Raw genomic sequence first — 21,328 nt, 5'->3', positions numbered from 1 at the left:
GATTTTAGGGACTCATCATGGCTGACAATCCGATGCTGAAATTCGTGGGAACGGGCCAAGCCTATCCCGAGAAGCGTTCGGCCGACGATCGCGCCGACGATTTCCTGGAAATTAGCAGCAGCTTCCTGCTGGAAAGAGCCGAAGAGCAGGCGGCGCGTTGCTCGCAATGTGGCGTGCCTTATTGCGCGACGCATTGCCCGTTGCACAATCATATCCCCGACTGGCTGCGCCTGACGGCCGAGGGACGGCTGCGCGAAGCCTATGAGCTGTCGAACCTGACCAGCACGATGCCGGAGATTTGCGGCCGCATCTGCCCGCAGGACCGGCTGTGCGAAGGCAATTGCGTCATCGAATTTTCAGGCCATGGCGCGGTCACGATCGGCTCTGTCGAAAAGTTCATCACCGACACCGCCTGGAAAGAAGGCTGGGTTGAGCCGCTGGTTCCTGGCAAGCCGCTGGGTCAGTCGGTGGGCGTGATCGGGGCGGGTCCGGCGGGCCTTACCACCGCCGAATATCTGCGCGTCGCGGGCTATGAGGTGCATGTCTATGACCGGCACGACCGCGCGGGCGGGCTGCTGACCTATGGCATCCCCGGCTTCAAGCTGGAGAAGGACGTCGTCATGCGCCGGGTCCAGCGCCTGAAGGATGGCGGTATCATCTTCCATGAAGGTTTCGAGGTCGGCCGCGATGCGTCGATGGAAGAGTTGCGCAGCCGCCATGACGCCATCCTGATCGCCACCGGCGTCTACAAACCGCGCGACATCAAGGCGCCGGGGGTCGGCGCGCCGGGCGTGGTCAAGGCGCTCGACTTCCTCATCGCTTCCAACAAGGCCGGGTTCGGTGACGCAGTGCCGGAGCATGAGGACGGCTCCCTGCATGCCAATGGCAAGAAGGTGGTCGTCATCGGCGGCGGTGACACGGCGATGGACTGCGTCCGCACGGCCGTGCGTCAGGGTGCGACTTCGGTGAAGTGCCTCTACCGCCGCGACCGGGAGAATATGCCGGGCTCGCAACGCGAGGTTCAGAATGCGGAGGAGGAAGGCGTCGAGTTCGTCTGGCTATCCGCCCCGATCGCGTTCGAGGGCACGGAACATGTGACCGGCGTCAAGGTGACGAAGATGCGCCTCGGCCAGCCCGACGCTTCGGGCCGCCGCGCGCCGGAGGCCGATCCGGGCACCGAACACACGCTGGACGCTGATCTCGTCATCAAGGCGCTAGGCTATGATCCCGAAGAGCTGCCCAAGCTGTTCGGCGCGGAGGATCTGTCGGTCACCCGCTGGGGCACGCTGCGTGTCGATCACAAGACGATGATGACGTCGATGGACGGCGTGTTCGCCGCTGGCGACATCGTGCGGGGCGCTTCGCTGGTCGTATGGGCGATCCGCGACGGCCGTGATGTGACCGAGCATATGCACCGTTATCTAAAGGCGAAGGCCAAGGCTGCGGTCGGCGAGAGACAAGCGGCATGAGGCTGATTGCTATCCCCCTGGCCCTGGCCTTTGCAGTCGCACCAGCGAGCGCCCAAACCGGCGACCGGCTGGCCGCCCTCGCGGCTGCGCGCGACCTGCTGGTGGCCACCGACTTTGAGCGGCAGATGGAACAGACGGGTCTGGCGATGGCTACTACTGCTTTCGAACATAATGTCGTCCAGCAAGAATCGAAGTTGGGAATCACCATGCCCGCCGATCTGAAACAGACATTACGCCGTGTCGTGAACGAGGAACTGGTAGCGATGCTTGCTGATATGAAGCGGACGGCGCTCGATGACGCGGCGCAGATCTATGCGGATTATTTCAGTGCAGCAGAGTTACAACGCTTAGCCGTCCTCCAAACTGATCCTGTGATGCGCAAGGCGCAAAGTGTCATGCCACAGATGATGCCGCGACTGGCGCAGATCGGCCTTAAGGCATCCAGCGAGCATCAGCCTGCTCTGGAGGCCAAAATCAAACAAGCGGTCGAAGAGTGGGCCGCGTCACAGAAGATCAAGGGAAGTTCATCATGACCACGGAAAGCGAACGCATCCGCCTCGCGCGTGAAGGCATGTACCGCCCAGAATTTGAAGGCGATGCCTGCGGCGTCGGCCTTGTCGCCGCGACGGATGGCCGAGCGAGCCGCCGCGTGGTTGCTTCGGCGATCGATGCACTGAAGGCCGTGTGGCACCGTGGCGCGGTCGATGCGGATGGTAAGACCGGCGACGGCGCGGGCATTCATGTCGATCTGCCGGTGCGCTTCTTTGACGATGCGATCGCAGATTCGGGGCATAAGCCCCTGCCCAACCGGCTGGCCGTCGGCATGATCTTCCTGCCGCGCACGGATTTGAGCGCGCAGGAGACCTGCCGCACGATCGTTGAATCCGAGATCATCGAAGCGGGCTACACCATCTATGGCTGGCGTCAGGTGCCGGTCGATGTGTCCGTCATCGGCGAGAAGGCGCAGCGCACGCGGCCCGAGATCGAGCAGATCATGATCGCCGGGCCGATGCCCGAAGAGCGCGATCAGGTCGAGTTTGAGAAGGACCTTTACCTCATCCGCCGCCGGATCGAGAAGAAGGTCATCGCCGCGCAGATACAGGATTTCTACATCTGTAGCCTGTCGTGCCGGTCGATCATCTATAAGGGCCTGTTCCTCGCGGAATCGCTGTCGGTCTTTTATCCAGACCTGCGCGATGAACGGTTCGAGAGCCGGGTCGCGATCTTCCACCAGCGCTATTCGACCAACACCTTCCCGCAATGGTGGCTGGCTCAGCCGTTCCGCACGCTCGCCCATAATGGTGAGATCAACACCATTCGCGGCAACAAGAATTGGATGAAGAGCCACGAGATCAAGATGGCTTCGCTGGCCTTCGGGGATCATTCGGAGGACATCAAGCCGGTGATCCCGGCGGGTGCGTCGGACACCGCCGCGCTCGACGCCGTGTTCGAGGCGATCTGCCGTTCGGGCCGCGATGCGCCGACGGCGAAGCTGATGCTGGTGCCGGAAGCTTGGCAGGCCGCTGCTGGCGAAACGCCGCAGGCGCATGTCGATATGTATGAATATCTCGCTTCCGTGATGGAACCGTGGGACGGCCCCGCCGCGCTGGCGATGACGGATGGCCGCTGGGTCGTGGCGGGCGTCGATCGCAATGCGCTGCGGCCGCTGCGCTACACACTGACCGGCGACAATCTGCTGATCGTGGGTTCGGAGACCGGCATGGTCGTCGTGCCCGAAACCACCATCGTCAAGAAGGGCCGCATGGGGCCGGGGCAGATGATCGCCGTCGATCTGCAGGAAGGCGCAATCTACGACGACCGCGCGATCAAGGACCAGATTGCGGGCGAGAGGCCCTATGCCGAGCTGATCAAGGACTTCATGAAGGTCGGCGATCTGCCACAGACCGCCAGCGCCCTGCCCGCCTGGGACAAGGCGGAGCTGACGCGGCGGCAGGTTGCCGCCAACCTTACGCTGGAGGATATGGAGCTGATCCTCGCTCCGATGGTCGAGGATGCGAAGGAAGCCGTCGGATCGATGGGTGATGACACGCCGCTAGCGGTCATTTCCGACAAGCCGCGTACCGTCAGTCATTTCTTCCGCCAGAATTTCAGCCAGGTCACCAATCCGCCGATCGATTCCCTGCGCGAACGGCATGTGATGAGCCTGCGCACGCGCTTTTCCAACCTGCACAATATCCTGGAGCAGGATACGCAGAACAGCCATGTGCTGGTGCTGGAATCGCCCGTTCTGGTCTCGTCCGAATGGGCACGGCTAAAGGCGCATTTCGGCCCGGCTGTGGCCGAAATCGACTGCACCTTCCCGGCGGAAGGCGGGCAGGAACAGTTGCGCTCCGCGATCACCCGCATCAGGGAGGAAGCGGAGCAGGCTGTGCGCGAAGGCTGCACCGAAATCTTCCTGACCGACGAGCATGTCAATGCAGACAAGGTGGCGATAGCGGGCGTGCTGGCGGCGGCGGCAGTGCACACGCATCTGGTCCGCAAGGGGCTGCGCAGCTACGCGTCGATCAACGTGCGGTGCGCCGAAGCCCTCGACACCCATTATTTCGCGGTGCTGATCGGCGTCGGTGCGACCACGGTGAACGCTTACCTCGCCGAGGCCAGCATTGCCGATCGCCATGCGCGCGGCCTGTTCGGCGATTTGACGCTGGAAGATTGCTTCGAACGGTTCCGCGTCGCCATCAACGAAGGCCTGCTGAAGATCATGTCCAAGATGGGCATTGCCGTCATCAGCAGCTATCGGGGCGGCTATAATTTCGAAGCGGTCGGCCTGTCCCGCGCGCTGGTCAACGACCTGTTCCCCGGCATGCCCGCGAAGATTTCGGGCGAAGGCTATGCATCGCTGCATCATAATGCCGTGCTGCGGCACGAGGCGGCCTATGACAGCGCGGTGGTGCGCCTGCCGGTCGGCGGCTTCTACCGTCAGCGCAACGGCGGCGAGAGCCACGCTTATTCGGCGCAGCTGATGCACCTGTTGCAGACGGCGGTCGGGACGGACAGCTATTCGACCTATCTGCAATTCTCGCGCGGCGTGCGGGATTTGCCGCCGGTCTATCTGCGCGACCTGCTGGAGTTCAACTTCGCGCGGGAGGCAGTGCCGATCGACGAGGTCGAAGCGACGACGGAAATCCGCAAGCGCTTCGTGACGCCGGGCATGTCGCTGGGCGCGCTGTCGCCGGAAGCGCATGAGACGCTGGCGATCGCGATGAATCGCATCGGCGCCAAGGCCGTGTCGGGCGAAGGCGGCGAGGATGCGACCCGCTTCAAGCCCTATGAGAATGGCGATAACGCGAACAGCGTGATCAAGCAGATCGCGTCCGGCCGCTTTGGCGTTCATGCCGAATATCTGGGGTCTGCCGAAGAGATCGAAATCAAGGTCGCACAGGGCGCCAAGCCCGGCGAAGGCGGCCAGCTGCCCGGTTTCAAGGTGACCGAGTTCATTGCGAAGCTGCGCCACTCGACGCCCGGCGTGACGCTGATCTCGCCGCCGCCGCACCATGACATCTACTCGATCGAGGATCTGGCGCAGCTCATTTACGACTGCAAGCAGATCAACCCGCGTGCGCGGGTGTGTGTGAAGCTGGTCAGCCAGGCGGGTATCGGCACGGTCGCGGCGGGCGTGGCGAAGGCGCATGCCGACGTCATTCTGATCGCGGGCCATGTCGGCGGCACCGGCGCTTCGCCGCAGACATCGATCAAATATGCCGGCACGCCGTGGGAAATGGGGCTTTCCGAAGCCAATCAGGTGCTGACGCTCAATGGCCTGCGCCATCGGGTGAAGCTGCGCACGGACGGGGGCCTAAAGACCGGGCGCGACATCGTGATCGCGGCGATCCTGGGCGCGGAGGAGTTCGGCATCGGTACGCTGTCGCTAGTGGCGATGGGCTGCATCATGGTGCGCCAGTGCCACAGCAACACCTGCCCCGTGGGCGTGTGCGTGCAGGATGAGAAGCTGCGCGAGAAGTTCACCGGTACGCCGGAGAAGGTCATCAACCTCATGACCTTCATCGCCGAGGAAGTGCGCGAAGTGCTGGCGCGGCTGGGCTATCGCAGCCTGGACGAAGTGATCGGGCGCACGGAACTGCTGAAGCAGGTTAATCGCGGTGCCGAGCATCTCGACGACCTCGATTTGAACCCCATCCTGGCCAAGGTGGACGCGCCTGATGACCAGCGGCGCTTCAGCCTCACCGCATGGCGCAACGAGGTGCCCGACAGCCTGGACGCGCAGATGATGCGCGATGCCAAGGCCGTGTTCGAGCGGGGCGAGAAGATGCAGCTGACCTATACGGTGCGCAACACGCATCGTGCGGTTGGCACCCGTCTGTCGGCGGCGGTGACCGAGCGGTTCGGCATGTCTGCCCTGGCGGACGGACATCTGACCGTGCGGCTGCGGGGGTCGGCCGGTCAGTCGCTGGGCGCGTTCCTGTGCAAGGGCATCACGCTGGAAGTCTTTGGCGATGCTAATGATTATGTGGGCAAAGGCCTGTCGGGCGGCACCATCGTCGTGCGCACGACGGTTTCCTCGCCGCTGACGAGCAAGGACAACACGATCATCGGCAACACCGTCCTCTACGGCGCGACCGCGGGCAAGCTGTTCGCGGCGGGACAGGCAGGCGAGCGCTTTGCCGTCCGCAACTCGGGCGCGCAGGTGGTTGTCGAGGGCTGTGGCGCCAATGGCTGCGAATATATGACCGGCGGCACGGCGGTGATCCTGGGCAAGACCGGCGCGAACTTCGGCGCGGGTATGACCGGCGGCATGGCCTTCATCCTGGACGAGGACGGCAGCTTCGAACGACGCGCCAACCCGGAAAACATCATCTGGCAGCGGCTGGAAAGCGCCCATTGGGAAGCGCAGCTAAAGGCGCTGATCGCCGAGCATGCGGTCACGACCGACAGCAAATGGTCGAACACGATCCTGGATGATTGGGATCGCTGGCGGCGTCATTTCTGGCAGGTTTGCCCCAAGGAGATGGTGCACCGGCTGACCCATCCTTTGAGCGATGCAAGCGCCGAGGTAGTGGCTGCGGAATAGGATGAGGGGGAGGAAAGGCAGAGCGCTTTCCTCCCCTTTTGCTTGGGTCAGCCAGTGCGTCGGGCCGCTGCGCTGCCTTGCCTAATAGGGAACGGGTGAAACGGCAGGCGCAGAATCGAATTTCGCGCCATTGCCTTGCGCCAGTTGCGTCGGCTGCGGCTGCGGCTGTGCATCATCGCCGTTCGCGAACCGGTCTATGTTGGCTGGTAGTCTGTGCATCGGCGATGGCGGGGCGTCTTCAAGCGGTTGCCAATCTTCGGTTCGCTCATCCTGCGCCTCATAACGCTGCACAACCGGATCGTCATAGCCGCTCCAGCCCGCCATCATGCTTGCCATTTGCCGATCCGCGAGGGTCGGGCCGCAGCCCTTGCAGTTGATCTCATCCGGCCCGGTCAGGTCGGGACTGCTTTCCGGTTGCGCGATCGAGATGGGTGACGCGGGATAGGAGGAGGATTGCACATCGGTGAAGGACAGCCGTGGCGGCGTCGTCGCGTAGAGGCCAAGGCCTAGCCCACTGACCAACGCGGCCCCCGCGCTCGCCAGGCTGAACAACCAGAAACGGGGGGACATGCGACCTTCTCCTCTTCCGCGCTCGCCTGAATCATCACCAACACCCGGCAAAAGAAACGCACATGAAGATCGGTTGTTGCATGGGTCCAAGGCCTTTGCTAAGGGCCGCCTCCTACCAAGGCACCGGCCCCGCCGGTTTCCCTTCAGATGTGCGGTCGTGGCGGAATTGGTAGACGCGCAACGTTGAGGTCGTTGTGGCCGAAAGGCCGTGGAAGTTCGAGTCTTCTCGACCGCACCATTCAGTTTGACAAGGTAACTAATTTTCGCCTTCGGGCATGCTGCGCCTGAGGAATGGTGCAGTTCTGCAGGGTTTGCCGGCGTGGTTTTTGGGCACGTGGGTCAGAGATGCCATCCTCGCATCTGCTCAGGCTGCGTAGTTTTCAACCTGATCTAGAATTTATCTCCGCAACCCTATTGCCGATTTTGTTGCACCGTACGATGGTCGCGGCGAAGCGGCAGCTTCCGGCTCCCGCTGCCCGGAAAGTCGCCAGTCAGCAAACGGCCATCCCAGAATGCAGGAGTTGAAAAAGCGGCTGGTCCGCAGCTAGGGCCGGAAATTTGGCGGCCGAACGGCTACAAAGGGTCGAACTCAGCGAATTACGCCTCGGCGAGCGCTTCCATTACTGCATCGAGGTCGCCCCTGACGACGATGTAATGCCCCTTTTCGAAATTAATGGCGCTGGCTTGATCAGTTCCTCTGTAACGTCGAACAAAGCTGACACGGTCTGCATTAATGGCGAGGACATCGCCATCGGGCGTCTCGAATTTGATGTAACCGTTCATGGAATTTCCGCCTCAGGGCCGGACGGAGCAGATCCGCCGCCTTTCTTGGCTTTATGCTTCGCAAGCAATTCGTCCAGTTCCGCTATACGGATGCGCTCCGGAGTATCCTTTGCAAGGCCTTTCAGCCTGCATTCGGCCCACAGGCTTCGGCGTTCCGACTCCAATGCCTTCTGATACAAATCGGCCATACTGTTCTCCAGAATTAGCGTGGATGCTGCGTGTCGGCACGTTGCCCTGAGCAACTCGCCCTGGACGGTGCGCGTCGGGCATCCTCGCAGCCCTCCTGTAGGAGGGCGGCATCAGCTATTTATTTCGAGCTTTGCGCGCAGCGTAGCGAGCATCCCGAGCGGCTTTCATTTCAGCAGCGCTGGGGGGCGTCAGCCTGGCGGCCTTGAGTGCTGCCGCAGCCTCAGCCGCGGCTTGTTTTTCAGCTTCCGCCGCCTGCTCGGCCGCTCTGCGTTCCGCCTTTTGAGCTTTGGCTAAAGCAGCGGCTTCAGCCTTGGCCGCCCGCTCGATTGCAATTGCTTGATCCTGCGCTTCGCGCGCTCGGCGCCGTTCCGCCATAACTGCCTCGTCGATGGGCGGCTTGGCTTTCAGTGCATCCAAGGCCTTTTGCTTGGCCGATCCTGCTGCGGCAATACGGTCTTGGAACGAGGGAGCTTTATAGGAAGGCAATGTTTATCCTTGAACATTCGATTTAGATGACGCACCGCGTGTTGCAAAGGCACGTCGTATTTGCCGTTGAAGCCAGAGCCGCTAGCAAAAAACCTTCTTGATCTCAAGGTCGCGAGATTGCGCGATGCGAATGCGATCCCTTCGGTCTGATCCGCACTGCCGCTTTCTGACCACCGCTCTTCCATTCCCTGGATCCAGGAGGTCATGACTCCTGTTATCGAACGAGGGACTGTAGCGCCGACAGTCCGCCCGATCAGCGTTGCTTCTTCGCGATGGTCGCCGTGAAGTCCGGATCCTTCTTCGCCACCCAGTCGACGAATTTGCGCACGTTGTGATTTTCCAACAGGCCCGCCACCTCCATCCCGTGGCGTTGAAGTTCGGAATTGGTGAAGTTGGCAATCAGCGTCTGCTGGCAAATGGAGTGCATCGGCACGACATCGCGCCCGCCGCGGCTCTTGGGTATGGGGTGATGCCAGACGATGGTCTTGCCGGTTGGTCGGCCGCACAGCCAACAGGGCACGGGGGCTTCAGGAGCCTCATCTTCCTGTGGGAGATGGTCATAGGGATCGTATTTCGAACGCTTGCGGGCCATGGGTCGATTTAACCGCCTGATTGTCTGTCGGCTATAGCGATGCGCACTGCTGCATTATACGGGCAAGTACATCAATCCACGCCTTGCCGAGAACTGGAATGGGAAACAGCGATGACGGATTCATTGAAACCATGGGACGGAGAACAGGTCCGCATGTGGCTGGAACGCCGGATAGAGGCGTCAAGGCTGGATCAGGCGGCGGCGGACCGGCGCGGTTATGAGGCGCGCGACGACTATGACAAGGCCGCTGCCGAGGAGTGGGTTTGTCGCGCGCTCAGGCATGGCGATTGCCCCCAAAAGCAGGCCGCGTTCGCCAGTCGCCTTAAGGAACTGATCGGCCAGGACGAATATCCGGCGACGAGCATCCATGACGATATACGGTTCGAGCGGCATGTTCGCAGTCACCTCAGGAAGCTGGCCAAGATGACCAAGGCGAATGAGGGGTTCGGGAAGACGCTGCACTATCAGTGAAGGGGGTGAAGTACCGACATCTGCATGCTAGGGGCGAACCATGTCCAATATCCGCAGCCATGGCGGCACAGTCGAAATCGACGGATTCAAATATGACTGGGAACTGCTGAGCGAGCCCCAGCTATCCTCTGGTGATGGCTGGAAGGGCATGACTGTCTCGTTGCGTCAGCAAGACATGCCGCGCGAGGCCATACTGGAATTTCCTACGCCCAAGCGCCTGATGAAAGGATTGCCGAAAGGGCGTTCCCACATCAACGACACGATTGCCGCACGGGGCGTGCGGGCGGCGTTATTGGCAGGATGGGATCCTGCGTCACGAGGTAAAACGATGATTTTCACAGTCGATGCCAACGGCGACTAGGGGCGATAGTCAAAGCCATATGAACGGCCGCGATCCCTACATCTCCGCTCCGAACGCGTCAGTCCGAAATCGGCCAGTCTTGGGCATGCAGAATGAAGAAGCAGACCGACCGCAGTTGAGAACGGAAAATTAGCGGCTGAACAACCGGGATGGGTCGGAAGCCCCTGCGAGCTCATGGGGTAGACCGTCGCTCCCATTTGATGCGCAGACGTCCGCGTCGTCGTGCGGCCGGCCTGAAGCGCGAATAGATGGAAGAACGCGTATCAATTCCGGTGGGGGCCGGGACCAACCATCCTCGCAGAATTGACCCGGACGGTCTTTAGGTCACCTGGGTTACCTGTAGCGATTGGCTTTGCATCTCGACACTCCCGTAGCTGGTAAGAAATGACACGTCGGCAGCATCGCGGCCGACGCCGATCTTCGCCATCGTGTCGGGCGTAGACATGCCCGTCGGATCTACCATGTACCAGGTGTTGTCGAGGAAGACTTCGGCCACAGCATGGAAGTCTTGCGGTTCCACGCCGATGCCGTAAACGCTGCAGAAGCGCGCAGGGATGGCGCTCGCCCTTGTCATGCTGATCATCAGGTGCGCGAAGTCGCGGCAGACACCATCACGCGAATGGTAGGTGTCCATGGCACCGGTTGCTGCGGTCGAGCTGCCCGCCTCGTAACTCAGATTCGCCGCGATCCAATCACGGATCGCAGCCACGCGCTGCCCGCCGATGGTGTCACCGAACAGGTCAGAAACGATGGGCTGAAACTCGTCCGAGGCGCAGTAGCGAGAGGGCAGGATGTACTCGATTACCTCACCCGGCAAACGGTGCGGGGGCACCGCGTCGAACTGGGCGATGTCGGCCGTCAGCCGGTTGATCTCGACCATGGCGTCGTATCGCACAGTCAGCTGACCCTGGGTGCGCAGCCAGATTCGGTCGCCGATGGTGTCGTGCCCCGCGATACGTGCAAAGTGTTCCGTTGGCGGCAGCTGGATGTACGCGTCGAGCACCCGCTGTTCAGGGATGATCGCCGCCTCCAGCTGCAGCAGCAGATCGGCCTTTTCAGGCACGTAGTAGTTGAGCTCGGTCGAGATCGCGATCTTCATGGGAAGTCTTTGCTTTAAGTGTGCTTCGCCGCACAAAGCCTGAGGCGCTCCTCAGCTCCTTCGGCGACGAATTAATTCTGGTAAAAGGGGCTTGCTGGCACCGCAGCGCAGGGCAAATCTCGTGTGATCTATCTGCTGAATAACGACCTTTCCGTGGATTGATTCCATCGCGCCAACGTCTGTAGTCGATCGCCGTTCGGTACATGATATGTCTGCAGCAATTAGTGGATCAGTTTTTCCACGTGCCGGAGCTTGTCGGGGTTCCGCATGACATAGATCGCTTTCACATGGTCGTTTTCAATGAGCAGAGCTGTCGTCTGCAATATGCCATCTGCCTCTCGCGTGACAAAGCCGGGCAGACCATTCACGAAGGCCTGCTTGACCAACTCAGGATGACCGCGCCGCAGGCGAAAAATCGCGGATAGTCCGCGCAAAACCTCAACGGCGCCATCGAGAATACGGCTTGCCGCTGGACGTTTGCCGCCGCCGTCGGAATGGAAGCGCACATCGTCGGCGAGCAGTGAGCCGAGCTTTGCGGCGTCACCAGCCCGGGATGCTTCGTAAAAGGCTGCAACGATCGCCAGTCCATGATCGCGTTCGACAGGAAATCGCGTTCGTTCGCTGCGTACATGCTCCCGCGCACGGGCTGCAAGCTGGCGGCAGGCGGCAGCGTCTCGACCGACGGACCGGGCTATATCATCGAAGCTCTCACCGAACAGGTCGTGAAGCAGGAATGCCGCTCGTTCGAGTGGGGAAAGGCGCTCAAGGGCAAGCATGAGGGGGAGGGTGACATCCTCCAGCGGTTCCGCCTCCACGATCGGGTCGGGGAGCCAGGGCCCGATATAGTCTTCCCGCCGCACCCGCGCGGACTTGAGGTGATCGAGGCAGAGGCGTGTCACCATGCGGCGGAGAAAAGCGGCGGGGACGCGCACAGCTTGCCTGTCGGTTCTGGCCCAGCGGATGAATGCTTCCTGCAGCATGTCCTCCGCATCGGCCATCGAGCCGAGCATGCGATAGGCGACGCGCAGCAAGGCGGCTCGTTGCGCGTCGAAGCTGGTCACGCTATCGTCGGTCACGACGGCCAGCCGAGCGCGGGATCGTAGAGACGGAAGCCGACAGCCAGACGGTTCCAGCCATTTATGACATTTATCGCCAGCGTCAGTTGCACTTGCTCCTCCGCACTGAACTCCGACGCCAGCTCAGCATAAACATGGTCAGGTGCCCGCTTCGTGGCAACTTCCGTTAGACAGTCGGTCCAGCCGAGAGCTGCCCGTTCGCGGGCGCTGTAGCATGGCGCCTCCGCCCACGCACCGAGCAAATAGATGCGCTGCTCCGTCTCGCCCGCTTTGCGTGCATCGGACGTGTGCATGTTGAGGCAGTTGGCGCAGCCGTTGATCTGGGAGACACGGATCTTGACCAGTTCCAGCAGGCTTTTTTCGAGACCGGATTTCTCCACCTGCATCGACAGATCGTACCAGGCTTTGAAAAGAGGCCCGCCAGCGGCGTAGACATCAGCGCGGTCATTCATGTGTCGGATCCTTTCATCGCTGTTGGATACCGTCATGACGAGGCAGAGGATGGCCGTGTGACATGCTCCGCATTTTTTTATCGGCTGTTCATTGCCATCTTCCCTGTGAGCGTTGTTCTGGCGACGTCGAGTATCTGCTTAAGAGAATGCAAAGTTGATGGCTAAGTGACCGAAACGAGTGGGCGCCTCGTTGGGCAAAACACATAGGGCAGCTTTCAGCTGCCCAGTCTGCCCAGTCTGCCCAGGAGCCACACCTTAGAGGCCCATGGTCTGGCCAGCGTCGCGTCCCCGACCGGCCCCTTAGAATGAAAATCCGGCCAAAGGCGTCTTCCGATCCTGTTCGCTATCAGGTGCCGCGGCCTGATCGACCGCGGCACCCGTGCATTCAGAAGCGGATGCGCAAGCCCGCCCTTCCGCCAGCGCCTTCAAGGCTGTTGGAGCCACCGCCGTTGCTGAAAGTGCGCACATAGTTGGCCTCCAAGAAGCCGGAAATGCCGCTCGTCTGGCCAATGGTGACGCCCAGAACCGCTTCACCATAATCCCTCATGCGGTCATTGGTGAAGGCGACCGTCTGCACGCCGTTACTAAAGCTTACCTCGTCCCGTCCCTTGAACTCGTGGACATAGTTGGCTCCTATATAGGGTGCCAGCACGGCCGTGTCCCCAATGTGCACCTGTCCGCCGACACGCCCACCGATGCGGCCCCGCAGGCCATCGTCCTCGTTAAAGTCCGCAGTGGTGCCAAGGACCGAGAAGTTGTCGATGTCCGAGCGCGTGTAGGACAGGCTTGCGGCAGGCTCGATGAAGAAGGCGTCGCTGCCGAACCGCAGACCGACCTCGCCACGGACGCCATAGACGGAGCCATTGAATTTCTGTTTGAAGCCGCCGGTCGGGCTGTTGGCGTTGGCCCAATAATGATCATATTTGCCGAGGACGTTTGCAAATATGTTGCCCGAGGTGAAGCTGCCATAGACACCGGCATTAACCGCGTTGAAGGTGATCCTGTCCGGCGAAGCAGCGAAGTTTTGCGAGGAGTTTATATAGCCGCCGGTCACACCGAGGGCGAAGCCACCCTTTTCACCAACGCCACCACCGAAGTCGAAGCCGGCCTGTCCCCCGTAATAATCCTGCTTATAGCCTGTGTTGATGACACGGCTCTGCCCAAAGTTGGACACCGTCCGCCTTCCACCGCGATCCTCAACCGATCCGTGCATCTGTAGCCAGAACTTGCCGGAGTTCGCAGCATCGCCATGGGCCCAGAGTGAGTCGCGGCGCGACCGCAGTTGCGCGGTGACCACGTCTGCGGACTTCATCCACAGGCTGCGGGCGCCATCCACATAATTGAGCGTGCGGAACGCCGCGTCGCTTGGTCCGCCCGTGACGCTGTAGGACAGGGTAGCTGGGTCATAAGCGACTTCATATCGAACGAGGCCTGCATTCTGGAAGCCCCCGTTGAACTGAAAAGCCGACGCCGCGGACGGGGCACCCGCCTGAACGATGACGGCGCCCGAGGTGAAGATGGGTGCGGTAAGGGACGGCGTATCAAGCAGCACGGTCGTTGTCCCCGTGGCAGCGCCACCCAGGATCAGACGATCGCTGCCGCCAGCCCGCACATCGACGCCCAACTGGCTTGCGCCCGTGCCCGAAAAGGTGCCCGGAAGCGTGAGGCTATCGCCCACTACACCGTTGCGCAGATCGATCAGGCCGGCGTTTGAAAAGCTCTCCAGACCCGTGAATGTCGATGCACCCGCCACCGTTGCGCCCGCGCCAAGGCTGACCACGCCAGTGTTGACGAAGGCGTCGGTTCCCGCTCCGAAATCGGGGTTGGGGCCAACGACGAATGTGCCGCTGTTGTTCACCGTATCGTTGCCGGCAGTCAGGACAATGTCGCTGGACAAGGAACCGCTGTTGTTGATCGTTGCCGGACCGCCAAGCGCCTGGACCGCCAAACCATTGGGATTGGAACCGATCGTGCCGGAGTTGGACAGGGTGCTGCCATTGACCGACGTTAGCGTGATGAGGTTGCCGTCAGCCGCTGATAAGCGACCATTCGGCCCCACAGTGACCAGCGCGAGATTTCCGCCCGTGACCGCCAACGCATCTGCGCCGAGGCCTGAAGCCGAAACCAGCCCATTCACCGTAGCACTGGCATTGTTGCTGGCCGTCACCGCGATCGCGCGCGACGTGTCGCCGCTGGCCGCGACATTATTCACGACTGCGCTGGCATTACCCGCCGTCCCCGTGACGGAGATGGCATCGGCGACTCCACCCAAGGAAGCACGACCCGCCGTCGTCACCGTGCCGGTGGAAATTACCGCTGCGTTGGCGCCCTGCGCGAAAATGGCGCTGCGGCTAGTCGCCGTGTCCGCAGGCAGCGCAGCGACGGTGCTGACATTGTTTGCGGTTACGAATGCATCGCCCGTTGCCGACACTGCCGAAATGCCTGCTCCACCGCGGCCGGTGGAGGAGACGTTGCCCGTCGTTATCACGCTGGCAGTCCCGGTGTCTGATAGGGCCGAGACCGCCGTCGATCCCGCACCGGTCGTGGAGACCGATGCAAGTCCCACGTCTGCCGAACCGCCCAGGCTGGAAACCGTCACGCCATTGGAAAGCGCGCCACTGGTTGCGATTGACGCGCCGCTGCCGTCGACTGCCAGATCACCCGCGCCGATCATCTGAACACCGGGGGTTGCAGGCGTAGCCGTCTGAATGGAAACGTCGGCCGGGAGAACAACCGTCAGGCCGGCCGTGGGAAGGTAGGTGATGCCGGCCGGATAGGGATTGCCGGATGCAGGACAGGAAACCAGACCGCCGGCCCCAGGCAGCGCGCCGCATTCATTCTGAGCCAGCGCGGTATTAGGCAAGGCCAACATCAAAATTCCGAGCGAACCTGCAAGGCCAGTCGCACCCAAAAGTGCGCGCGAAGACGTAGCATTCCGACGAGCGGAATGCCCAAATTTTTTCAAATCCATATATTGATCCCTTTTTTCCTCCCTGGCAGGGAGCTATATCGGGAAACGATGATGATAAATGAAAGTTCCCCCCTTTCTTCAATAACATTTTATTATAGATTAACATTCCATTGCTGAGTTATTACGATTTTAATATTGTACTTCCACACAACCTGTCTTCAAAATTCCCATTAATATTGATATAGATTAAGAACTGGTCAGGTCGAGTATCTGAATTCGAAGTGGCCGACGATGCCTGGGGTGCAGCGGGTAGGTGCGGCGTTGCAACATGCAAGGTAACGTCAGCCACCCGCCGCATTCGTTCGCGGCGGTGTATCTCTGCGGTCGAAAGCATCGTGCCGACGAACGCACGCATTATCTCATGTTTCGTCGTTGGTTCGAACTACGGGGGCACGATGCCGCTCCACATCGATCGCTTCGTGGAAATCATATTCCGCACCAGCATTGATGACCTCGACACGCAGAAGGTGATCGACAGCGACGACGAGTTCGAAAAACTGTGTCGCGTTATTTCGCTCACCGAACAGCGCGGCTTCCGCCAGGTGGAAATCCTGCTCAATCATCCCCTGGTGCGCGACGACAAGGCGCTGATGAAGATCTTTGCCATCTGAGCCAAATCACTGGGCGCCCTATAACGATTGGCTCGCACGCCACAGGCGCCGCGATCGGAACCGATGGGAAAGGGTGATTGAACTGATGCGGGTTTGCCGGAGGCTATTTGGTTTAAGTTACGCAGCCATGAATACGTCGTCCAGCACGGCATAATATTGCTCTTCGGCTTCGGCAGGTGGATATCCCCCCTTGCGCGTGACAGGCGGAGCCTTCCGCTCCGGCTCCTCAACGGCGTCTTCGGTTACCTCCTTCGGATTCGCCTCGTTCAGCAGCGCTTCAACCTCCGCGATTTCAAAGCCGATGGCGTCAAAGTCGAAGTCTGGCACCAGCGCTGACAGATCGCCCAGCTCCAGGCCAGCAGCTCGCGGTCCCAGCCAGCGACCTCCGCCAGCCTGTTGACGGCAATGACATAGGCCTTGCGGTCGGCCTCGCTCATTCCTTCCAGAAGCAGAACCGGAATTTGGGGCGACATCAGGGAAAAGCAGGGAAGAGACGCGTTCGTTCCAGACTGCCCACTGCACCAACAGTCTTCACAGCAGGCAGAATTCACCCCCTTGGGGGCGCCCCGCATGATGCCGTGCTGCTCTGCGCCGTTTGCGGATGGATGCCCCCCCCGCGAGGCTTGAGGTAGGATTGAACAGCAGATCCGCGCCCTTCTTTCCGGCCGATTCCCCGCGCTGAGATTCCTTGGGTCACAGCCTGGGCTTCAGGCGGGCTTTGGCAGTGGGCGTAGCAAGGGCTATGGATGGGACAGTCGCCACATTGCTCAGGCTGCGGCGAAGCGCTACCGATGGTGGCGGGCGGCTGGATGGCGATAAGATGGAGACGCGGTCAGAAAAAATTAGCCGATCGGGCGCTGGCCGACTCTTGTTGTTTCGGGTCGCTTCACTCCTGATCCTGACGGATTTCGGACGAGCGGCGGCCGTGATCCATCGGCCTTCGCCGACGACGCCAGTTCGATCGGGCATGGCTCATTTCTCGGCCCTGTTGGGCAGGGTGGCAATGTTCCGGAGCAAGACCTCGCCGCGAGGGCTGGTCATCCTGCTATCTGATGCGCGGGGTTGGACGAAGGATGACCGCGCGCTCGCCGATCGGCTGACGGCCGAGGGCGCGCTGGTCACCGGCATTTCGACCCCGGTCTTCCTGCACGCGCTCGGTTCGCAGAAGACATGCATCAATCCGAACTATGCCATCGTTCCGCTGGCGCGCGAAATTCAGCACCGGCTCGGCGTGCCTATGTATATGAAACCAGTGCTGGTGGGGCGAGGGCTGGGAGCCACGTTCGCCTATGCCACGCTCGTCACGGGACCGGATGGGGCCTATCGCGCGGTGGTCACGGCTGGGTTTCGTCCATTTCTGCCGGGCCGGACCCATTGGTGCAAGTCGGCCATGCTCTCGCTAACGGCCCGCACATATTCTCACGTTGGCCGGACGATCGCCCCCGTGGCCCGTCTGGCTTCCCCCTGGATCAGTTTGAATAGGGAAGGTGCAGATACGCAGGCCGCTGACTTCGCACGATATCGTGGCGCCACGGCAGTAGGGCTTGATCCGCATTTCAGTCCCGACGCGCAGCTCGCGGCGCAAGTGAAGCCATTCCTTGCAGCCCGGTATGCCGCGCCAGGATCTTCGCAAAATCTTGTGCCGATGCCTGCGAACCTGCCCCTCACCATCGTTGACGATCCGGCCGCGCGGCGCACCGACAGGATGGCGGTGATCTATTCCGGGGACGGCGGATGGGTCGGCCTGGACAAAGGGGTCGCCGCGGAACTCGCAAAGGCAGGGGTACGGGTCGTGGGAGTGGATAGCCTGTCCTATTTCTGGAGCGAACGCACCCCGGCCGGTGCCGCCGCCGATCTTGCCTCCATCATCCGGAGTTATTCGCAACATTGGGGTCGCCCCAAGGTCTTTTTGGTCGGCTACAGCTTTGGTGCGGATGTATTGCCCTATATTGCGGGGCATCTGGCCCGGCCCGTGCGATCGCAAGTGAAGGGAATGGCGTTGCTCGGCCTCAGCGGAACGGCGAATTTCCAGTTCCATCTGAGCAACTGGCTGAACATAGGTTCGCCAGGCGCCTACCCGACCATTCCCGCCATAGCGCGGCTGCGCGGCGTGCCCATGCTGTGCATCCGGGGCAATCTGGAAACCGACAGCGCCTGTCCTGACATCCCACGGGGCATAGCAACGGTCGTCACGGTGCCCGGCGGGCATCATTTCGAACGCAACGCGCCATTTCTGGTGGCCCAAATCCTCCGGCACATGCCCAGATGATGGAAGCACAGGACATGCCCACCACCGCAGGGTCGCAGCAGGTGACTTCGGCCTCATCCCATTGGCCGGTTCTCGCCGCCTGCGCCCTACTCCTCGCGTCCCTGCTGCTTTTCTGGCCGGGGATCGCCGAATATGACTCGATCGTTCAATATCGGCAGGTTTTGAGCCAGAGTTACGACGACTGGCATCCTCCCATCATGGCTCGCCTCTGGGCCGTGCTGTCCTTCGCCCGACCAAGCACCGCGCCGATGTTCATAGTTCAAATGGCCGGTTACTGGATCGGGATCGGGCTGCTCGGCCGGGCACTTGGCCAGCGAAAGACCGTCGTCCTGCTCGCCCTGGGCGCGACACCGCTTCTGCTGGGCTGGCTCGCCATTGTGGTCAAGGACAGTCAGCTCGTGGGCGCGCTCACCCTTGCCATTGGCCTGATTGCCACGTTCCGCCTGCGCGAACGGCCCATTCCGCCATTTGCCTTCGTCATCGTCATCCTGTGCCTGATCTATGCAACGCTGGTTCGCGCGAACGGGGCATTCTCGACCGTCCCGCTGGCGTTTCTGCTGGTGGCGCGTCCCCGGAACGAATTTTTCCGCCTCGCCGCGATGATCGCCACCATTCCCGTGGTCCTGCTCCTTTCCCAACCGATCAACCACAGCCTGCTGGGTGCGCGGGACAGTGGGGTACGCAGCAGCCAGCCCATATATGATCTTGCAGCTATTGCCGTTCGGACGGGCGACCCGGCGACAGGCATCTCTGCTCAAGCAATCCGGACGCTCGCGGCGCATCATTGCGTCAAGCCGCTGTTCTGGGATCCGCTGGGTGAAAACGCCTTTTGCGCGTCCGCAATCCGGCCATGGGACAAGATGCCCCTCGGTCAGCTTTATGGGCAGTTTGCCAAGGCTGTCATTGCACATCCCTACGCCTATATCGCGCACCGGCTTGGCCATCTGAATTCGACCGAGCGCTGGCTGGTGCCCCTGCATTGGCCGCTGGCCGCACCGCCCGCCCGATCAGAGCCCAATGACCTGGGTTTCCCCAATCCCTCGTTCATGGCGACACGGTGGCAGGGGGTGGCTGGATTGCTGACCGAAGCGCCTGTCGCGTGGCCGATCTTCTGGGTCGTTGCGGCGTCGTGGGGGTTGTGGAACTGCTGGTGTCGGCCCGAGGGAGCGCAGCGCGAACTCGCAACGGCCCTCTTCGTTTCGACGCTCTTTCAGGAAGCGAGCTTCTTCCTGCTCAGCATATCATCCGACCTTCGCTATCATCTCTGGGCGATGTTGGCGACGGCGCTAGGCTGGATCATCCTGTGGCGACGCGACGAAGCCGTTCGCGGGAAAAGGTGGGCCGCGCTGGTGATTGCGCTGGTTATTCTGTCGGGGACTGTCTCCCGCTTCACCTTGCCGACCCCACCCGCGCGCTATGCCAGCCTGATGAACTGAGAGCCGGATCGGCGCGGGGTCAGCCAAGGAAATGGCTGAGGATGTCCGGGTGAAACGCCCAACCGGCAAAGCCGCATAGGCCCAGGAACATTCCGAACGCGCCGAACATCCAGCCGACGCCGAGCAGCCAGGCGCTTTCCACCAGCGCAGCGACGGCGGCGAGTGATATGGCGGTGGAAATCATTGCCTCGCTCGCGTCGAATTGGTCGTCATGGACGTTGAGGGCATCATAAAGGGCGGAATCGGCCTTTGCTTGCCGAGCCAGAGCAGGCACTTCCCGGATATATTTCGCGATGCTGGCATCAAGCGCATCGACGGTGCGTTTCGACAGCGCCTGCCGATGAGGCGTGTCGGCCAGAAGGACAATCTGACTGCGGCTGGTCTGGCTGATATGCAATTTGGTCTTGGCCGCCTGATATTCATTCCAGCTGTCTACCGCGTTGGACTGCGCCTGCTGCATCGCCTGGACTATGTTGCCATCCTTGATGTTGCACAGGCCCGTGAAGATGGAGAGGATGACGACCGTGATCGCGACCATGCGATTAAGCCGCTTGTCCTTCGACTCTGCATTCAGTTCGACTTCCATGGCGTCCTCTATCAAAAGCGCCGGGCGAGACCGACATAGATGCGCCTTTCAGGCGTGTCGTGGTTGAGGCCGAATTCGGAGCCGATATCGACCTGAGCAGCCTTGCCAACCATCAGTGCGGCGGAAAGGCCCGCGACGGCCTGCGTGCTCATTCTCCCTGCATCATCGTCGCGCATCACGGCGCCCTCGATAGCAAGGTTGAACACCGGACTTGCGGAGAAGTTGATACCGCCCGCCGAACCATAGGCCAGATGCCGCCCCTTTCGATCGCTGTCCACGGCTGCGTCTATCTCTGGCGTGAGCAGCAGGGAAAGCTTCTCCGCCACGGGCACGTTGATGGGAAGTTGCACACCGCCGCCCCAATCACCCACGCCAATCGCACTGCCGCCCGTCGGCACGCTGATCCAGGGCAGAAGAGCGACCGACAGATCGTGTCCATCGGGGTCGATCAGGTTGCGCTTGATCCCGATGCTGACGTCGCCTGAGCCTGATTGCCGTTGGACGTCGCCGGTTCGGCGATCGCGGGTGCGGGCGATGCCGACGGCGGTCCAGCCCAGGCGCAGCTCGGCATGCTCCGCGATGCCATAGCGCAGTGCGACATCGCCCAGCAAAATGGTATCGCTTACCGAGTCCGGCGATGTGTCATGCGTCCAGTCGACGGCCGATGTTTCCACCGATAACGCGCCCGGTTCAAGGGTGCAGGGCGGCGTGTCCAAGCCGGGGCGATCGGGACAATAGTCCCGCGCCGCCGCCCCATTCGCCAGAACCGTCAAAAGGGCAGCGACGGGCACGAAGAGCTTCATCACGGCTCTGCGCTAATTGCCGCCGCATGCATTGTAAAGCAGCGCCTTCACGCA

At 61.4% G+C, this 21,328-nt stretch carries 20 protein-coding genes and 1 tRNA gene; 9 read left to right on the top strand and 12 right to left on the bottom strand.

From position 1 onward, the window contains the following. Positions 1–17: 17 nt before the first annotated feature. From ACZ5TH_RS12110 to gltB, 3 genes are read left to right on the top strand one after another with little or no spacing between them, the layout of a single operon-like run. Positions 18–1,469, top strand: a complete 1,452-nt coding sequence (locus ACZ5TH_RS12110; protein ID WP_464794071.1) for an NAD(P)-dependent oxidoreductase — start codon at positions 18–20, stop codon at positions 1,467–1,469. Beyond that, positions 1,466–2,002, top strand: a complete 537-nt coding sequence (locus ACZ5TH_RS12105) for a DUF2059 domain-containing protein (RefSeq protein ID WP_460987164.1) — start codon at positions 1,466–1,468, stop codon at positions 2,000–2,002. The genes ACZ5TH_RS12110 and ACZ5TH_RS12105 overlap by 4 nt, the downstream gene beginning before the upstream one ends. Further along, positions 1,999–6,519, top strand: a complete 4,521-nt coding sequence (gltB, locus tag ACZ5TH_RS12100; RefSeq protein ID WP_464794070.1) for a glutamate synthase large subunit — start codon at positions 1,999–2,001, stop codon at positions 6,517–6,519. The genes ACZ5TH_RS12105 and gltB overlap by 4 nt, the downstream gene beginning before the upstream one ends. Before the next feature lie 81 nt (positions 6,520–6,600). On the opposite strand, the gene ACZ5TH_RS12095 is transcribed toward gltB, so the two are convergent. Next, complete coding sequence (locus ACZ5TH_RS12095; RefSeq protein ID WP_464794069.1) at positions 6,601–7,089, bottom strand: hypothetical protein; 489 nt, start codon at positions 7,087–7,089, stop codon at positions 6,601–6,603. 151 nt (positions 7,090–7,240) lie between these two features. Between ACZ5TH_RS12095 and ACZ5TH_RS12090 the strand changes: the two genes are divergently transcribed. Further along, positions 7,241–7,327, top strand: a tRNA-Leu gene (locus ACZ5TH_RS12090). Between the two features lie 359 nt (positions 7,328–7,686). On the opposite strand, the gene ACZ5TH_RS12085 is transcribed toward ACZ5TH_RS12090, so the two are convergent. The 4 genes from ACZ5TH_RS12085 to ACZ5TH_RS12070 all read right to left on the bottom strand — a co-directional run bounded on the left by ACZ5TH_RS12085 (position 7,687) and on the right by ACZ5TH_RS12070 (position 9,139). Next, on the bottom strand, positions 7,687–7,872 hold the full coding sequence (locus ACZ5TH_RS12085; protein ID WP_449470759.1) for a hypothetical protein: 186 nt from the start codon (positions 7,870–7,872) through the stop codon (positions 7,687–7,689). Further along, positions 7,869–8,060, bottom strand: a complete 192-nt coding sequence (locus tag ACZ5TH_RS12080; protein ID WP_449470757.1) for a hypothetical protein — start codon at positions 8,058–8,060, stop codon at positions 7,869–7,871. The genes ACZ5TH_RS12085 and ACZ5TH_RS12080 overlap by 4 nt, the downstream gene beginning before the upstream one ends. 115 nt (positions 8,061–8,175) lie before the next feature. Continuing rightward, on the bottom strand, positions 8,176–8,547 hold the full coding sequence (locus ACZ5TH_RS12075) for a DUF6481 family protein (protein ID WP_449470756.1): 372 nt from the start codon (positions 8,545–8,547) through the stop codon (positions 8,176–8,178). A 253-nt stretch (positions 8,548–8,800) separates the two neighbouring features. Beyond that, entirely contained in the window at positions 8,801–9,139 is a 339-nt protein-coding gene (locus ACZ5TH_RS12070) for a hypothetical protein (protein WP_449470754.1), read from the bottom strand. A gap of 111 nt (positions 9,140–9,250) precedes the next feature. Between ACZ5TH_RS12070 and ACZ5TH_RS12065 the strand changes: the two genes are divergently transcribed. Further along, positions 9,251–9,610 (top strand): hypothetical protein, encoded by a 360-nt coding sequence (locus ACZ5TH_RS12065; protein WP_464794068.1) that lies wholly within the window; start codon positions 9,251–9,253, stop codon positions 9,608–9,610. Between the two features lie 40 nt (positions 9,611–9,650). Next, a complete protein-coding gene (locus ACZ5TH_RS12060; protein WP_449470751.1) occupies positions 9,651–9,971 on the top strand; it encodes a hypothetical protein in 321 nt (106 codons plus the stop codon). Positions 9,972–10,290: 319 nt separating this feature from the next. Here ACZ5TH_RS12060 and ACZ5TH_RS12055 read toward each other — a convergent pair whose 3' ends face one another. The 4 genes from ACZ5TH_RS12055 to ACZ5TH_RS12040 form a co-directional block, all read right to left on the bottom strand. Beyond that, the gene (locus ACZ5TH_RS12055; RefSeq protein ID WP_464794067.1) at positions 10,291–11,070 is read right to left on the bottom strand and encodes a transglutaminase-like domain-containing protein; all 780 of its coding nucleotides are present in this window, start codon (positions 11,068–11,070) and stop codon (positions 10,291–10,293) included. A gap of 221 nt (positions 11,071–11,291) precedes the next feature. Next, positions 11,292–12,146 carry a sigma-70 family RNA polymerase sigma factor gene (locus ACZ5TH_RS12050; RefSeq protein WP_464794066.1) on the bottom strand — a complete coding sequence of 285 codons (855 nt, stop codon included), beginning with the start codon at positions 12,144–12,146 and terminating at the stop codon, positions 11,292–11,294. Further along, a complete protein-coding gene (locus tag ACZ5TH_RS12045) occupies positions 12,143–12,598 on the bottom strand; it encodes a carboxymuconolactone decarboxylase family protein (protein WP_464794065.1) in 456 nt (151 codons plus the stop codon). Before ACZ5TH_RS12045 ends, ACZ5TH_RS12050 begins: the two co-directional genes overlap by 4 nt. Positions 12,599–12,983: 385 nt before the next feature. Further along, positions 12,984–15,470, bottom strand: coding sequence for an autotransporter domain-containing protein (locus ACZ5TH_RS12040; protein WP_464794064.1), 2,487 nt, complete (start codon positions 15,468–15,470; stop codon positions 12,984–12,986). A 320-nt stretch (positions 15,471–15,790) separates the two neighbouring features. Here ACZ5TH_RS12040 and ACZ5TH_RS12035 point away from each other — a divergent pair, with 320 nt between their 5' ends. Continuing rightward, positions 15,791–16,180, top strand: a complete 390-nt coding sequence (locus ACZ5TH_RS12035; protein ID WP_449470746.1) for a hypothetical protein — start codon at positions 15,791–15,793, stop codon at positions 16,178–16,180. A 117-nt stretch (positions 16,181–16,297) separates the two neighbouring features. Here the strand turns inward: ACZ5TH_RS12035 and ACZ5TH_RS12030 are convergent, their stop codons facing one another. Next, positions 16,298–16,507 carry a hypothetical protein gene (locus tag ACZ5TH_RS12030; RefSeq protein ID WP_464794063.1) on the bottom strand — a complete coding sequence of 70 codons (210 nt, stop codon included), beginning with the start codon at positions 16,505–16,507 and terminating at the stop codon, positions 16,298–16,300. 415 nt (positions 16,508–16,922) lie between these two features. On the opposite strand from ACZ5TH_RS12030, the gene ACZ5TH_RS12025 reads away from it, so the two are divergent. After that, the gene (locus ACZ5TH_RS12025) at positions 16,923–18,449 is read left to right on the top strand and encodes an AcvB/VirJ family lysyl-phosphatidylglycerol hydrolase (protein WP_464794062.1); all 1,527 of its coding nucleotides are present in this window, start codon (positions 16,923–16,925) and stop codon (positions 18,447–18,449) included. Continuing rightward, positions 18,446–19,885, top strand: coding sequence for a hypothetical protein (locus ACZ5TH_RS12020; RefSeq protein ID WP_464794061.1), 1,440 nt, complete (start codon positions 18,446–18,448; stop codon positions 19,883–19,885). Before ACZ5TH_RS12025 ends, ACZ5TH_RS12020 begins: the two co-directional genes overlap by 4 nt. A 19-nt stretch (positions 19,886–19,904) precedes the next feature. Here ACZ5TH_RS12020 and ACZ5TH_RS12015 read toward each other — a convergent pair whose 3' ends face one another. Together ACZ5TH_RS12015 and ACZ5TH_RS12010 are read right to left on the bottom strand one after the other, a co-directional pair. Beyond that, positions 19,905–20,471, bottom strand: coding sequence for a DUF4337 domain-containing protein (locus ACZ5TH_RS12015; protein WP_464794060.1), 567 nt, complete (start codon positions 20,469–20,471; stop codon positions 19,905–19,907). 11 nt (positions 20,472–20,482) lie between these two features. Next, positions 20,483–21,274: a transporter gene (locus ACZ5TH_RS12010; RefSeq protein ID WP_464795109.1), complete on the bottom strand. Its 792-nt coding sequence runs from the start codon at positions 21,272–21,274 to the stop codon at positions 20,483–20,485. Positions 21,275–21,328 lie beyond the last annotated feature (54 nt).

The organism is Sphingobium sp. TomTYG73 (assembly GCF_055394245.1).
This window is presented reverse-complemented; position numbering and strand designations above follow the sequence as displayed.